Source organism: Fusibacter sp. JL298sf-3 (genome assembly GCF_053842995.1).
The window spans coordinates 1,693,642-1,708,760 of sequence record NZ_CM132608.1 but is presented as its reverse complement, the minus strand read 5'-3'; the positions used below and the strand labels follow the sequence as shown (position 1 = coordinate 1,708,760).

General features: G+C 43.8%; 13 protein-coding genes. 11 read left to right on the top strand and 2 right to left on the bottom strand.

What is annotated here, in order from left to right:
• Positions 1 to 37 precede the first annotated feature (37 nt).
• From tig to ACR6HW_RS08210, 11 genes are all read left to right on the top strand, one after another.
• Positions 38 to 1,324: a trigger factor gene (gene tig / locus ACR6HW_RS08260; protein ID WP_455730667.1), complete on the top strand. Its 1,287-nt coding sequence runs from the start codon at positions 38 to 40 to the stop codon at positions 1,322 to 1,324.
• Between the two features lie 20 nt (positions 1,325 to 1,344).
• Entirely contained in the window at positions 1,345 to 1,929 is a 585-nt protein-coding gene (gene clpP, locus ACR6HW_RS08255; RefSeq protein WP_455730666.1) for an ATP-dependent Clp endopeptidase proteolytic subunit ClpP, read from the top strand.
• A 20-nt stretch (positions 1,930 to 1,949) separates the two neighbouring features.
• Complete coding sequence (gene clpX / locus ACR6HW_RS08250) at positions 1,950 to 3,221, top strand: ATP-dependent Clp protease ATP-binding subunit ClpX (protein ID WP_455730665.1); 1,272 nt, start codon at positions 1,950 to 1,952, stop codon at positions 3,219 to 3,221.
• A 190-nt stretch (positions 3,222 to 3,411) separates the two neighbouring features.
• Positions 3,412 to 5,751, top strand: coding sequence for an endopeptidase La (lon, locus tag ACR6HW_RS08245; RefSeq protein WP_455730664.1), 2,340 nt, complete (start codon positions 3,412 to 3,414; stop codon positions 5,749 to 5,751).
• Positions 5,741 to 6,364, top strand: coding sequence for a ribosome biogenesis GTP-binding protein YihA/YsxC (yihA, locus tag ACR6HW_RS08240; RefSeq protein ID WP_455730663.1), 624 nt, complete (start codon positions 5,741 to 5,743; stop codon positions 6,362 to 6,364). The genes lon and yihA overlap by 11 nt, the downstream gene beginning before the upstream one ends.
• A gap of 391 nt (positions 6,365 to 6,755) precedes the next feature.
• On the top strand, positions 6,756 to 7,076 hold the full coding sequence (locus tag ACR6HW_RS08235; protein ID WP_455730662.1) for an early set domain-containing protein: 321 nt from the start codon (positions 6,756 to 6,758) through the stop codon (positions 7,074 to 7,076).
• 98 nt (positions 7,077 to 7,174) lie between these two features.
• Entirely contained in the window at positions 7,175 to 9,802 is a 2,628-nt protein-coding gene (locus ACR6HW_RS08230) for a hypothetical protein (RefSeq protein ID WP_455730661.1), read from the top strand.
• Positions 9,803 to 10,273: a hypothetical protein gene (locus tag ACR6HW_RS08225; RefSeq protein ID WP_455730660.1), complete on the top strand. Its 471-nt coding sequence runs from the start codon at positions 9,803 to 9,805 to the stop codon at positions 10,271 to 10,273. It abuts the gene before it with no gap.
• Positions 10,274 to 10,369: 96 nt separating this feature from the next.
• The gene (locus ACR6HW_RS08220; RefSeq protein ID WP_455730659.1) at positions 10,370 to 10,564 is read left to right on the top strand and encodes a hypothetical protein; all 195 of its coding nucleotides are present in this window, start codon (positions 10,370 to 10,372) and stop codon (positions 10,562 to 10,564) included.
• A gap of 152 nt (positions 10,565 to 10,716) precedes the next feature.
• A complete protein-coding gene (locus ACR6HW_RS08215) occupies positions 10,717 to 11,622 on the top strand; it encodes a hypothetical protein (RefSeq protein ID WP_455730658.1) in 906 nt (301 codons plus the stop codon).
• Positions 11,622 to 12,053: a hypothetical protein gene (locus tag ACR6HW_RS08210; RefSeq protein ID WP_455730657.1), complete on the top strand. Its 432-nt coding sequence runs from the start codon at positions 11,622 to 11,624 to the stop codon at positions 12,051 to 12,053. Before ACR6HW_RS08215 ends, ACR6HW_RS08210 begins: the two co-directional genes overlap by 1 nt.
• An 850-nt stretch (positions 12,054 to 12,903) precedes the next feature.
• Here ACR6HW_RS08210 and ACR6HW_RS08205 read toward each other — a convergent pair.
• Positions 12,904 to 13,713 (bottom strand): protein phosphatase 2C domain-containing protein, encoded by an 810-nt coding sequence (locus ACR6HW_RS08205; protein WP_455730656.1) that lies wholly within the window; start codon positions 13,711 to 13,713, stop codon positions 12,904 to 12,906.
• A gap of 112 nt (positions 13,714 to 13,825) precedes the next feature.
• Positions 13,826 to 15,052, bottom strand: coding sequence for a transposase (locus ACR6HW_RS08200; RefSeq protein WP_455727774.1), 1,227 nt, complete (start codon positions 15,050 to 15,052; stop codon positions 13,826 to 13,828).
• Between the last annotated feature and the right edge of the window lie 67 nt (positions 15,053 to 15,119).

Sequence of the window (15,119 nt, the reverse complement as noted above, 5' to 3'; positions counted from 1 at the left end):
GCTTGACCAGTAGAAATAGTTGGGAGGCATTTAGACAATGAATTATGAGATTTTAAAAAAGGAAAATAGCGAAGTTACAATTAAAGTAACCGTTGCAAACGAAGCGTTTCAAAAGGCTGTTCAAGTTGTTTACAACAAGAACAAAGGCCGTTTTAACATCCCGGGTTTCAGAAAAGGGAAAGCGCCTAAAAACATTATCGAAAAACACTACGGCGAAGGCGTATTCTTTGAAGACGCAGTAAACGATTTGCTTCAAGAACATTATAGCAAAGCTTTAGACGCACTTGAAGTAGAACCTGTTGCAAGACCTGAAGTCAACGTGGAAAACGTCGGCGCTGATGAAGACTTTGTGTTCACAGCTGTTGTAACAGTGGCACCTGAGTTCACTTTAGAAGGTTATAAAGGCATCGAAGTGGAAAAAGTAGACGCATCGGTAACAGATGAAATGATCGACGCTGAAATCGATAAGACACGCAATATGAATGCGCGTTTAATTTCTGTTGAAGACCGTCCTGTTGCAGATGGCGACATTACGATGATCGACTATAAAGGGTTCGTCGGAGACGAGCAATTCGAGGGCGGCACTGCTGAAAATCAAGAACTCGTCATCGGCTCAAACCGCTTCATTCCGGGCTTTGAAGAGCAGTTAATCGGCAAGAGCATCGGAGAAGACATCGAAGTAAAAGTCACTTTCCCAGAAGAATACCATGCGGAAGAACTCGCTGGCAAAGACGCTGTGTTCCAAGTGAAAATCAATGAAATCAAGTCTAAAGAGCTCCCTGAACTCGACGACGAATTTGCTAAAGACGTCTCTGAATTCGATACGCTAGAAGCTTATAGAGCGAATATCAAGGAAGACCTTGAGCGCTCTACTGAAGAAAGTGCAAAAGCGGCTCAAAGAGATAAAGTTATCGAGAAGGTAACGACGTTGATTACAGCTGAAATCCCTGAGAAAATGGTAGACGCTGAAGTGGACGGCATGCTTCAAGATTTTGACCAACAGTTAAAATACCAAGGGCTTAGTTTAGAGCAATACGTACAATTTACAGGTGGAAGCCTTGAAGACCTTAAATCGCAAATGCGTGAAGACGCAGTAATGCGCGTGAAAACAGGTCTTGTTATCGAAAAAATCAAAGAGCAAGAGACGATTGAAGTAACCGATGCAGACATCGACGAAGAAGTGAAAAAAGTGGCTGAAATGCAAAAGAGAAGCGAAGAAGAAGTACGCAACCTCTTTGGAAAAGACAACTTTGAGTACCTTAAAAACAACCTTAAAAACAGAAAAGCGGTGGACTTCTTAGTGGATAATGCAAAGTTAGTATAGTACCTTAAGGAGGTGCAAGCATGCCAAGTTATGTTCCTTACGTTATTGAACAAACCAGTAAAGGCGAGCGTTCATACGATATTTACTCACGCCTTTTAAAAGACAGAATTATTTTTATCAGCGGTGAAATTGAAGACCACATGGCCAATCTGGTCGTGGCTCAGCTCTTGTTTTTAGAGGCTGAAGATCCAGATAAAGATATCAACATCTACATCAACAGCCCAGGCGGTTCTATAACGGCCGGGATGGCGATATTTGACACGATGGAGTACATCAAGCCCGAAGTATCAACGACATGTATCGGCATGGCGGCGAGTATGGGTGCCTTCCTGCTGGCAGCAGGTGCAAAAGGCAAGCGCTATGCGCTTCCAAATGCAGAGGTGATGATTCATCAACCGCTGGGCGGTGCAAGAGGTCAGGCTTCGGATATTAAGATTCAAGCAGACCGAATTTTGAAGTTACGCAAAGATTTAAACGCTATTTTAAGTGAAAAAACCGGACAACCGATTGAGCGCATTGAAAAAGACACTGACAGAGACAACTTTATGTCGGCTGAAGAGGCGGTTCAATACGGGCTTATCGACAAGGTTTTTCACAAGAAGTAGCTTCTGAAAAGGGGTAAAGAATGGATAAATCGACTTTGAAGTGTTCTTTCTGCGGCAAGAGTCAAGAGCAAGTTAAACGCTTGATTGCAGGTCCAAATGTGTATATTTGTGACGAATGCATAGAGCTTTGCAACGAAATTCTGGAAGAAGAGCTTGCGATTTATAAAAAGGAAGACGGAGGCGAGTGGACAATTGAACACCTGCCTAAACCCGCTGAAATCAAAGCCATTTTAGATGCTTATGTCATTGGGCAGGAAAAGGCGAAAAAGGCACTTTCAGTGGCGATGTACAACCATTATAAACGCGTTCAATCAGGAGAGAGCGAGGACGAAGTCGAGTTGCAAAAGAGCAATATTTTGCTCATCGGTCCGACGGGTTCCGGTAAAACGCTTTTGGCGCAGTCGCTTGCGCGCATCCTCGACGTACCGTTTGCCATTGCCGACGCAACGGCGTTGACTGAAGCAGGGTATGTCGGTGAAGACGTTGAAAACATTATCCTAAAGCTCGTTCAGGCTGCAGATTACGATGTAGAGAGGGCGCAACAAGGCATTATCTACATTGACGAAATCGATAAAATTACCAGAAAATCGGAAAACCCGTCAATAACGCGCGACGTTTCAGGCGAAGGGGTTCAGCAGGCGCTTCTCAAAATTATTGAGGGCACTGTGGCCAATGTACCGCCTCAAGGTGGTCGGAAGCATCCACATCAGGAGTTTATTCAAGTGGATACATCGAACATCCTCTTTATTTGCGGCGGTGCATTTGACGGCATGGACGCCATTGTCAGTTCTAGAATCGGCGACAAATCCCTAGGATTCGGCGCCGAAGTACAGAGCAAAAAAGACATTTCTCTCGGCAAGCTCTTTGAAAAAATAGAGCCAAAAGACCTGTTGAAGTACGGTCTGATTCCCGAGTTTGTCGGACGTTTACCTGTAGTCGTATCGCTTCATGAACTCGATCAAGAAGCCCTTGTGAGAATTTTAAAAGAGCCGAAAAACGCTATTGTCAAACAGTATCAGAAAATGCTGAAAATCGACGATGTGGAGCTTGAGTTCGAAGAAGATGCCTTGACGGAAGTGGCGAAGATGGCCATTGAGCGCAAGACGGGGGCGCGTGGTTTAAGATCGATTCTCGAAAGTGTGATGATGGACATCATGTACGAAGTCCCTTCTCGGTCAGATGTGGTAAAATGCGTTGTGACTAAAGAGACGATTACAAACAATCAAATGCCGACTTTGGTGTTGTCAGATGGCAAAAAGACATCTGAAGACGCTGAGGAGAGCGTATCATAATCAACGAGCAGTGCTCGTCTGAGGCTGCTAAACAGCCTCGAGTTGAGAAGTGATCAAAGCGGGCAGACGCGGCGTAGGCAAATACGTCTGCGCGCTCGCTTTTTTTAAACAAGAGAAAATACTGTTCGGTATGCTTTTGGTTTTAAGGGGATAGAAAGGGTATAGTATAAAGCAAGAAAGAGGTGATTGCATGGAAACCAATGAAAAATTAATCAATTTACCACTGATTCCACTGCGTGGTTTATCAATCTTTCCTTACATGGTCTTACATTTCGATGTGGGGAGAAAAAAATCAATTAAAGCATTAGAAGCGGCAATGGCAAAAGACCAGCGCATCTTTTTAACCACTCAATTCGACATTGAAAACGACGCCCCGAGTCTCGATGACTTTTATCAAATCGGGACTATCTGTAAAATAAAGCAAATGCTCAAGCTGCCGGGGGATGCAATCCGGGTGCTTGTAGAGGGGATACAGAGAGCAGAAGTGGCGCATCTTGTAGAAGAACTGCCTTACTTTAGAGTTGAGGTCAACGCTTTTACAGACAGCCACGAAATCAGCAAAGAAATCAGAGCGCTTATGCGCAGCGCCATTGGCGCCTTTGAACGCTATATCAGCATCAGCAATCGCGTCAACCCAGATGTGGTGCTGTCTGTAACAGCTATTGATGAGCCGGGAAGGCTTGCCGACATTATCGCGGCACAGTTGACTCTTAAAACTGAGCAGAAGCAAGAACTGCTCGATGCAATAGATGTCAAAACGCGCCTTGAAAGATTGCTTCAAATCCTTCTGACAGAAATTGAAATTCTCGAAGTGGAAAAGAGCATCAACGACAAGGTGAAAAATCAAATTAACAAGTCTCAAAAAGAATACTACCTCCGCGAGCAAATCAAGGCGATTCGAGATGAGCTCGGCGAAGATGAGGTGCAAGAAGACGAAGTCGAGGAGATGAAGAACAAGCTTAAAAAACTGCGACTCGGCAAAAAAATTGAAAAGAAAGTGCTGTCTGAAATCGAAAGGTACTCGCGATTGTCACCGTCTTCTGCTGAAAGCGGTGTTATCCGAACGTATGTCAACTGGATTTTAGAGTTGCCTTGGAAAAAAGAAACCAAAGACGAAATCGACCTCAAGAAGGCGCAAGACGTCTTGGATGCCGATCACTACGGACTCGAATCCGTCAAAGAGCGCGTCGTCGAGTACTTGGCCGTGCGCGATTTGACTAAGAGCATGAAGGGGCCGATTATTTGTCTGGTGGGCCCTCCAGGTGTCGGTAAAACGTCTATTGCTAAATCGATTGCCCGTTCGCTAAACAGAGAGTTTGTGAGAATGTCTCTAGGTGGTGTACGCGATGAAGCGGAAATTCGCGGCCACAGACGGACCTATATCGGAGCAATACCGGGCCGAATTGTCAACGGCATCAAGGAAGCCGGCACGAAAAACCCGGTGTTCTTATTTGATGAAATAGATAAACTTTCCAGTGATTTTAGAGGCGATCCGGCGTCGGCGCTTTTAGAAGTGCTCGACCCCGAGCAAAACAAAGAGTTCACTGATCATTACCTCGAAGTACCGTTTGATTTGTCTAAAGTTATGTTCTTGACGACGGCAAACTCACTCAATACCATTCCTAGACCGTTGCTCGACCGTATGGAAGTGATTCAGGTATCCGGGTATACAGAAGTGGAAAAACTCAACATTGCAAAGCGTTACCTCGTGCCGAAGAAAATGGAAGAGCACGGGATGGTAAAGTCGCAACTTACGGTAAAAGACGAAGCGATTTTGGAAATTATCAGACGCTACACACGTGAATCAGGTGTGCGCGAACTCGAGCGGAAAATAGCGGATTTGTGCAGAAAAGCAGCGGTGCGCATTGTCAAAGGCGATGTCAAGTGCGTGCGCATCACCGATAAAAATCTCGAAAAATACCTCGGTAAATCCAGATACCGTTACGATTTAATTGCCGAGGAAGATCAAATCGGCATTGTAACCGGACTGGCGTGGACGGCTGTAGGCGGTGAAACCCTTTCAATTGAAGTCAACACCATGAAGGGCAAAGGCAAGTTGCAGCTGACGGGACAACTGGGCAATGTGATGAAAGAATCGGCACAGACCGGTCTTTCGTATATCAGAACCATCTCCGATCGCTACGGCATCGCACCGGATTTCTATGAAAAGCTGGATATGCACGTTCACATTCCGGAGGGGGCGATACCTAAGGACGGCCCTTCTGCCGGCATTACTATGGCAACGGCAATGCTCTCGGCGCTTTCTGGTATTCCTGCGAGCCGCTATGTGGCCATGACGGGAGAAATTACGTTAAGAGGGCGTGTACTCGCCATCGGCGGATTTAAGGAAAAAGCGCTGGCGGCCAAACGCGCGGGAATAACCAAAATCTTATTCCCGTTTGACAACGCCAAGGACCTCGACGATATTCCGGACTCAGTAAAAAAGGACATCGAGTTCATTCCGGTGAAGACGATGGACGAGGTTTTAGAGCATGCATTGATAAAAGAGGAGTCCGTTAATGAAGATTAAAAACAGTCAGTTTGTCATCAGCGCTGTTTCACCGAAGCAGTACCCTGAAGACGATCTGAGAGAAATCGCCTTTGCCGGGCGTTCCAATGTGGGGAAGTCGTCGTTAATCAACATGTTGCTCAACCGGAGGGGGCTTGCTAAAACGAGTTCTACACCGGGAAAGACGCAGCTGGTAAACTTTTACGACATCGACGGTCTCTTTCGATTCGTCGATCTCCCGGGATACGGTTTTGCAAAGGTTTCCAAGGTGCAAAAAGCGTCTTGGGGCAAGATTATCGAAACGTATTTGACACAGCGGGAGAACTTACTCGAAGTCATACAACTCGTCGATATTCGCCACAAGCCCACTGGTGAAGACAAGAATATGTACAACTGGATTTTAGATTACGGTTTTTCGGGAATTGTCGTTGCGACAAAGTCCGACAAACTCAGTAAAAATCAAGTTGCCAAGCAGGTTAAAATGATACGCAAAGAGTTGGATATGCCGGCGGATGCGATTATTATTCCAATCTCTTCTTCTTCTAGAGATGGCAAGTACACTGTCTGGGACCTGTTCAACGAGATTTTTGAGGTCAATGGTCTTGACATCCACATGGAAAGACAAAATGGTTAGATAGAACGATTAAGTGCCTTTTGAGGGCATGAAAAAGGTGCTTTTACAAAATAGCCCAACTGTATAATGACTAGAACAAGTCTTTTAGGCGTGTTCTGGTCATTTTTTTGTGCAAAAAATTGAGAACCGGTTCAGATGAGCGATAATTCTGTCTGATTTTTAGTCACTTTGTTAAGAGTGAGCGTTAATGCGTGACGGTGTTGCAAGTGATTGGTCATCGTGCAAGACAAAGCTGTCGACGGCAATTCGACTAGGTCTACCGCCTTATTTTGTTGGTGCTACAGACTTGAATCCGTTTTAAACGCTGTATAATACGGTTAAATTCGCTATAATAATGAAATCAAATACAAGGATTACCGTAAACTTACAAAATTTAAAACGAGGTGATACAATGAATGTCTTACTCAAGTACGACGATCCGGCACAGGCCATTGAAACGGTTGCAGTAATCGGCGCATTTAACGACTACAATTCGGCTATGCGTCAAGAAGCTGATGGGTGGCACTTTGCCTGTACGCTACCACAGGGAGAGTACCCGTATCGCTTTTTAATCAACGGTGAACTGGAGATGGTGGATCCGTACAACGGGCTACACGACATCGACAGCACTGATAAGCTTTGGTCGCTGAGGTTGTTCCTAAACGGCCAATGGATGCTTGAAGATACCTTTACAATAGAAAAGACTTCGGGGCTCGTGTATCAGAGGGTTTAAGCCCCCCTTTCAATGTCAATAAGAGAGGGGCTGTACCGCTCTGTGTTGACGGCGACAGACCTCTTTTAAATAAATCTGATTTTTACAGGAGGTTTTAAATGAGAATTCAAAGACCATCGTATCGCGCCATCCCCAGCGGACGTACTCAGCGACGCAGTCAGCCCAAACGCTCGACGCCGTCTCGAACCCGCACACAATCGCGAAGTCCATCGAGACCTGCTACGCGGACGACGCGTACATCAAAGTCTTCGGCATCTTCCCGCGTCAGGCAAGCGGTTCAGTCGGCGAAAAAGCATCTGACAAAAGCAAAACACGCTTCGTCCAAGGCTAGGGCAACTGTCAGTGCCAAGGTCAAATCAAAGGTTAACAGAGCGCCCTCATCGGTTACACGGCGCGTGGCAACAGCCAAAACCAGTACGCAGTCCAGTCGATCAGCGGCGGCGCGTGCAGCTGTGGCGAGAAAACATCAAGCGGTTCCCTCGCCCTCGAAAAAAGCGACGTTCAGCATTGTCAAACAGGTGGCATCTAAAGCCAAACGGGTGGCGAGCAGTACGCGGAAATCACCACCTCGTGCACACAGCACGGCGCGCGTAACATCGGCTCAGATGGCCGCACAGCGGCGTCAAGCGAAAAAGAATGCGGCAAGCGTCGGAAGCGCTGTGAGCACGGTATCAAAGTTTGTCACGCAAAAGCTGAAAAAGGGCAGCGCCACGGCTTCGCCTGTATCAAAGCCGAAGCCTAAACCTAAACCTAAACCGTCTACAGGTCACACGACTTCTAGGCGTTCTCATGGTACGGGGCGCGTGACATCGGCTCAAGTGGCTGCAGAGCGGCGCTTAGCGAAAAAGAATGCGGCAAGAGTTGAACGCGCTGTGAGCACGGTATCAAAGTTTGTCTCACAAAAGCTGAAAAAGGGCAGCGCCACTGCTTCGCCTGTATCAAGGCCGAAGCCTAAACCGTCTACAGGCCACGCGACTTCAGGCGGTTCTCACGGTACAGGGCGCGTAACATCGGCTCAAGTCGTTGCACAGCGCCGCTTAGCAAAGCAGAATGCGGCAAAAGCTCAAAAAGCTATAGGACAGGTGTTTAATGCCGTTACCGAAAAGCTTAACCATAAGAGCGATCGGCCTGTGGTGACACCGACACAACGTCCACAAGCATCGGCGGCTCAGAGGCGAGGGGAAAAGCGCTTGTTGGCCCAGTCTAAGAACAGTTTGGCGAAAGCTGCCTACGTTGCCACACAGGTACTTAGCGGTAAACAGCCACCTGAACCGGTTGCTGAATCCAAACAAGACAACAGCGCAGATATGGCTTTAGAGCGTCTCTTTTCAAGAACTCAAAGGACACTTTTAAGAGGCGGTAGAGCGGTGACAGAGGCTGTGGTACAATTGGAAAGAAGACAGGTGTCGACGCGGCCGACCCCACAGCAAAAAGCGCGTGCCAAGGTGTTTGAGCCGGTGCTCTCAAAGCTTGTTCCATTTGCTCAAAAAATACATTCGGCGTATACAAAAAAGCAACGGCCCATCTACAATGGACGTTATGGCAGAGCGGCTTTAGATGTGTACACCCAAAGTCTTTCACCTCTTAAGTCGCCACAGGTTATGAAACTTGAGGCTCAAAAAAAGGCGTGGAAAGAACAGGTGGTGGCTTTTTCCGAACCTTATTTTTCTGGCGGTAAAGGGACCGTTCGACTGTTTGGAAATGAGTTTAGGTTAGATAAATACGACCATATGATTAAGGTCAATCGCACAGGTGAGACGCTGTTCCATATGGATGCGGCTTATGCAGAGAGTGGGGATCCGGCGATTATCCTCTATGACAAAGATCAGCTGAAGCAGGGCGTCTACACGGAGTCCGAAAAGGGCGGACTCAAAGTAGAAGAGGCGCCTGAAAAGAAGGGCTTTTTGGAGTCGGTAGTGGATAAAGTCGAATCGCATATAACGCAGATGGCTTATGATTCAATGGATTTTTCGCAGGGGGTCGGTGATGCGATTTCAGAAACACTATTGGAGCAAGTTGTGGAGACAGGATCCTTTTTGCAAGCGGCGATTACGGTAAAACCTTACTCAGAAACGTATGAAAAGAACAGTGGTATCGTAGAGGGTAACAAAGAAAATCACAGGCTTATGGCAGAGGCGTCCGTAAGAGACCCGCGGATTTACGGTTTGGGACATCTCTATGGCAATGTAGCGATAATGACTAAAGGTGTTGTTGAAGTGATTCGTGGTGCAGGTACAGCTGTCGGTGGCGTTGCTTTAACTGGAGGCAGTTTAGTGGCTACTGGAGCAACTGGTGGTGCAGCGGCACCGGCGGTAGCGGTGAGCTGGGGAGCGGTTGGAGTTGGCGGAGGTCTCATAGTCGATGGCGCGCTATCTGTCGGCAATGGGTATGAGAATTCAAAAGAGTCCATCCGGTTAATTCAGAATGCCGGTGGTGGCCGGGGTGAGGGCGTTGGGAATTCAAGTCGTCTTACTCCAAAACAATTAAATCAGTATAGAGATCAAGTTATTAGTGGGAATGACATACATTTCAAAACTAAAGATGAGGCTCTAGACTTTATTAACAAGAAGTTCCCCGATTTTGCAGAAGAAGTTGCAGGTGCTAGAAGTTCAGAGGGGTGGCATTTCGATAGTCACCCTATTGGTGGAAGTAAAGAAGCAATTGACCATATAAACATTTATAGCAAGAGACAAAAGTTTAGAATTCATATTACATGGGGTGATTAAATGGAAAGAATTGTTGTAAGAAAAAAGGTGACAAAAAAAAGCTTAGCTTCATCGAATTTTATTAGATTAACTGCGGATTATCACTTTAACTCAGTCGACGACTTTATTAAAAAATATAGTTTAAAGAGTATAATGAGAGAGTTGTATGAAGAAGATACTCAATCTGAGTCATTGTACGAGGAGTTAATTTATAAGAAATATGCTCAGACTCTTGACGATGGAAAAGATAATGAGTATTTTGAAATGATGTATCAGTTGGATGATGAGTTTTGTGTTTCTCTCACGAATAATATTTACATTTATCATTTAGCTCCTGTACTCAAAATTAACGAAGAAGAAATAGTGCCTTGGAACTATGTTGATAGCAGGATTTATGCTGGTGATACATGGTGGGAAGAGGATAAAGAAATTCTTAGCGACTTAGAAAGTCTTTCAATAATCAACTTTATCAAGAAGTACAAAGCATATTAATTCTACTTGTTTAGATGAAAGCTAGTAACAAAAAGTTTGTGAATTAATGCTTTTATAGGTGATTAGCTAGAACATGTTGGCCATAGTAATTCAAAGATGGATTATTTAAATATTACCATCAGTAAAGTCAGTTTAACAGTTAATTACAGGTTCGATGAACCAATTACATTTGTATCAGCTTTTGCAGATATTGAATATGAGGGTGAAGAAATTGGTGAGTATGAGTCTTTATATTCATTGGATGGTGATGAGCTAGATGATTACTTAAGATTAAAAGCTAAATTAAGTTGATAGGGGCGATTTTGTAATGGAGTTATGTGACGATAGGTTATGAAGTTAAAGACCTTTGGCGGTAAAAAGAGGGTACTAAATACCCGGAGTCGGAAAAGGGCGGACTCAAAGTAGAAGAGGCGCCTGAAAAGAAGGGCTTTTTGGAGTCGGTAGTGGATAAAGTCGAATCGCATATAACGCAGATGGCTTATGATTCAATGGATTTTTCGCAGGGGGTCGGTGATGCGATTTCAGAAACACTATTGGAGCAAGTTGTGGAGACAGGATCCTTTTTGCAAGCGGCGATTACGGTAAAACCTTACTCAGAAACGTATGAAAAGAACAGTGGTATCGTAGAGGGTAACAAAGAAAATCACAAGCTTATGGCAGAGGCGTCAGTAAGAGACCCGCGGGTTTACGGTTTGGGACATCTCTATGGCAATGTAGCAATAATGGCTAAAGGTGTTGTTGAAGTGATTGGTGGTGTAGGTACAGCTGTCGGTGGCATTGCTTTAACAGGAGGCAGTTTAGTGGCTGCCGGCGCTACTTACGGTGCAGCGGCACCGGCGGTAGCGGTGAGTTGGGGAGCGGTTGGAGCTGGCGGAGGTCTCATAGTCGATGGCGCGCTATCTGTCGGCAATGGGTATGAGAATTCAAAAGTGTCCATCCGGTTAATTCAGAATGCCGGTGGTGGTGGCCGGGGCGAGGGGATAGATAAAACTGTCTTTAAGAATGGCAATGTTACTGCGGAAACAATTGGAGAAAACTTAGAGTGGTTTAGTGGAAAAAGTGCAGATGAGATTGCAGATGCATTGACCTCTCAAGGATATGATGTGACGATTCGAAACTCAGCAAGATCATCATCTGGTGCACAAATCATTGAAATTCATAATAATGGAAGTGGAATGAACATTACACAGGTTCAAGTTTCGCCAGGTGGAGGACGACATGGCGCAAATCCTTACATTAAAATTAGTACCTCTGACCAAGGGATTTTTAAAATTGTAGATGGTGTAGCAAGTAATTATCTTTCAAATGCAGTTGAAAAGGCAACAATTTTCTTTATAGGAGGTCAATAATGTTTAACTTAGAAGCTAAAATCAATCCGTGGAAAGGATTGGGTGGAATTGAATTATATTCACATATAAGTGAATTTAAGAGGTTGTTGGATGAATCAAGTGCAAAGGCTTTTATACTTGGAAGATATTTGGTTAGATATGAGGTAAAAGACCAATTTTTCTTATGGTTTAATATTATCAACGGAAAACTCTTTAAGATAACTGCTTGTGAAGAGTATAAAGGAGTACTTTTCGATAAAATCCATATTGGGATGGATATTAAAAAGGTCTTAGAAATAGAAAATTCATTCACATATGATGATTTTGAAGAGGTCTACGAAAGCTCAAAAGGTATTTTCATTGAGACTAATCCAGAGAATAATCAAGTAATCTGGATATCCGTTTTCATAAAAGAACTTTACGATGAAGATTTTGAAAATGGAAAGTGGTAGCATAAATTTAACAAAACTATCCGCATAATTCAACACATAACCCATGGTTTTGACAATCCCAGTCATACCATGGTTTTTTTGCCCATCACGAAAAATCTCTCTGTACAATTATCATTCTGCAGTTACCTGCAAATAATAATCATCAAATCCCAACAGAAAGAAGCTAAATCGGCTCCAATCGGAAAGTGGAGACAATCCTGAGGAACTGAAACAATAACTCGAAAAAACGACAATCACACCTCATGAGACCAACAGCTAATGCCATTGGTCTCATGAGGTGTGGAAAGAAAGGATTACCATGGAGTACACTAAAGACTTTGAAACATATCTCAGAAATAATGGCAAGGCAGACAAAACCATCGAAAGCTACACAGGGGTTCAGGTACAGCTGTCGGTGGCGTTGCTTTAACAGGAGGCAGTTTAGTGGCTGCCGGCGCTACTTACGGTGCAGCGGCGCCGGTGGTAGCGGTGAGCTGGCGGAGGTCTCATAGTCGATGGCGCGCTATCTGTCGGCAATGGGTATGAGAATTCAAAAGCGTCTATCCCGTTAATTCAGAATGCCGGTGGTGGTGGCCGAGGTGAGGGGACGGTAAAAACGGTTTCTAACATGGGTGAATTTTTCAAGAGTGGTTTTGGTAAAAGTATTGAGAACAATTTATCAAAAACTTCAGTTAAAGTAAAAGGTCAAATAGTTTATAAAGTTACCAATAAGAGTGGAGACTATTTGAAGAAGGGTTATGGCATTTATTTAGATTCATTGCATTATGATCATTTAGAAGTTTGTGATAAACTAGGCAAATAAAGGCGTCTGTCAAGTGATTGGTGCAAACTTTCCTAAGGCTTTTCTGATTTATAATCGCGTAGGCCTTAAACCATCAATGGGATTATCGTAAGCCCATGCAATTACACTGGCATTATCTTTGCCTTTTAAAAATTTTACTTCATTTAAAATATTATCAATTGCATCTTCCAAACTTGAGCCCTGAAAATATTGGTTTAGCTTTTCATTGTCTTCAAAAGGTCTCCCATCAATTTCAAGAACGCCATCTGTGAGCATCACAAGGGTCGTCTTCCCCTTTCTTAACTGAATGGTCCCTTTGCTATAGCATGATACGGTTAAATCCATGGCATTTTTTTCACCAAGCCATTGATAAAATACCCTCTGGTTAAGCCTGTATTGGCCAAGTTCTGAAAATTCCTTATGAAGAGCATAGAGAGAGTTGTCTCCCACAGAAAGCCACCATAAGTAGGCACCTTTCTGAAGGCACACCAAGAAAGCCGTTTCGCCTTTTAAGGCATTTAATTCTCTTAAAGTAGCTTCTGATTTTAACCAACATTCCAATAATTTTTCTATTTGTCCAATGCATTCCGCTATATCGCATTTTAAATACTCAAAAATCAGCTCTTTTTTCACTATTATTTCATGGGTTAAATACAATACACTTGTATTTGTGGCGTGGGCGTCAAACAAAACGCTAAAAACACTGCCATCTTCTCCCACCATTACAATCAAACCGTCTTCATTTTTTACGGTCCCTTCACCTCCAAAAATCCCCAGCGCCACATGTTCCAGTGTCATTGACTGGACCTTATCTATGGAGGCGTCTATACTGCCATTCCAAACGAGTAGTTTTTCCAAATTCTTCTTTCCTTTCGTCAAGTCATTTTAATAATTGAGACTCTTGCATAATTAACTCGATAATTTGAGAAAAAGGCTTAATCCTAAGTAACAGCCCCTGCCATGCTTTCAAATTTCAATCTTTTGTTGTTCATTATGCTACTAAGAGTTCCTCATTTCTGTTTACTTTAACTTTTGAAGCGATGGTTCCTGCAACCAACGCAATGCAATTTAACAACGCATGAACAGTTGCTTTCTTGATACCTTTAGACCGGATTGAATTCAAATTTAAAATCGTCTTTAGTCGACCGTTGCAACGTTCAACAGAAGTTCGCTTGTTGTATAGAGTCTTCCATTGATCAGATGATCTTAACGGATATCCGATTTGTCTTGGATTTTCTTTACGATTTATCTTGAGCGTATAACCATAATTGCTTGATGAACACCATGCACTCCCATGTGGACAGTTACATTTCCCCAGTACTTGTGGACATCTAAATTTCATGTAATCGCCGTCAATCCCCCAATAAACGAGTTTGTAACCACCAGAACAGACTGGATGAAACTCATCATCTAACCCTTCTGGGGCGGCGTGACTGCCTCTTGGGTTGTAGGCTATGATTGGAGTAGCTTCAAAGTGATTTATTACTGCATCATAGACAGAATTATAATCATATCCAGAGTCCATCGCATAGAACAATGGTCTAAACAGATCTCTATACTGCTTTAGAAACTCTTCAATCAGTGGAACTGCAATTGTTCCATCATGAACATTCGCTGGTGTTACCATAACTGAAAGTGGTAATTCACTGTATGAATCGCTCAGGATATGAAGTTTCCATCCAAACCAACGAATGTTATTACCGTGAGTATCGCGCTTCATTCCCCAGTTTGGGTTGGTGCCGTCATCTACAATATCTTTCTTTGGTTTTGAGGCTTCGAAAGCATCTACCTTAGTAGAGTCTATTGAAATATGACTACCATCAACAATTCCTAATTCTTTAGCATGAACAACTAAATCACCGAATAGTTTCAGCAACGCATCTGATTCTGACAGCTTATCTGCGAATCTGCTGAAAGTGGCTTCTGATGGTACTTTGGATAACACCTCAAAACCACAGTTATAACGTAACACTGGGTTCTCTTTCAACTGTCTCACCAACTCGCTGGTGGTCGAAATTCTCAGAATTTGCTTAGCAATTAATGCGTAAATCATCGGTGCGACTCTGTAACCTTTTGGACCTCTCAAATGACTCTGTTTAGATAATGCCGCAACCAAAGGTGAGATGTTGATCTGAGCAAGAATTAATTCCAATTTCGTTTCTTGCTGAAAGTTCATAATTTCTTCAAAGGAAAATAGACATGTTTGTCGAATATACATAAGTGGAAACTTCCTCCTTCGTTTGGATTGTGTTTGCTGCCACTTATATAATTCGACGTTTGGGGTG

Excerpts from the sequence above, each read along its gene's own strand:
- tig (WP_455730667.1), top strand. The coding sequence starts at position 38 with ATGAATTATGAGATTTTAAAAAAGGAAAATAGCGAAGTTACAATTAAA.
- clpP (WP_455730666.1), top strand. The coding sequence starts at position 1,345 with ATGCCAAGTTATGTTCCTTACGTTATTGAACAAACCAGTAAAGGCGAG.
- clpX (WP_455730665.1), top strand. The coding sequence starts at position 1,950 with ATGGATAAATCGACTTTGAAGTGTTCTTTCTGCGGCAAGAGTCAAGAG.
- lon (WP_455730664.1), top strand. The coding sequence starts at position 3,412 with ATGGAAACCAATGAAAAATTAATCAATTTACCACTGATTCCACTGCGT.
- yihA (WP_455730663.1), top strand. The coding sequence starts at position 5,741 with ATGAAGATTAAAAACAGTCAGTTTGTCATCAGCGCTGTTTCACCGAAG.
- ACR6HW_RS08235 (WP_455730662.1), top strand. The coding sequence starts at position 6,756 with ATGAATGTCTTACTCAAGTACGACGATCCGGCACAGGCCATTGAAACG.
- ACR6HW_RS08230 (WP_455730661.1), top strand. The coding sequence starts at position 7,175 with ATGAGAATTCAAAGACCATCGTATCGCGCCATCCCCAGCGGACGTACT.
- ACR6HW_RS08225 (WP_455730660.1), top strand. The coding sequence starts at position 9,803 with ATGGAAAGAATTGTTGTAAGAAAAAAGGTGACAAAAAAAAGCTTAGCT.
- ACR6HW_RS08220 (WP_455730659.1), top strand. The coding sequence starts at position 10,370 with ATGGATTATTTAAATATTACCATCAGTAAAGTCAGTTTAACAGTTAAT.
- ACR6HW_RS08210 (WP_455730657.1), top strand. The coding sequence starts at position 11,622 with ATGTTTAACTTAGAAGCTAAAATCAATCCGTGGAAAGGATTGGGTGGA.
- ACR6HW_RS08200 (WP_455727774.1), bottom strand. The coding sequence starts at position 15,052 with ATGTATATTCGACAAACATGTCTATTTTCCTTTGAAGAAATTATGAAC.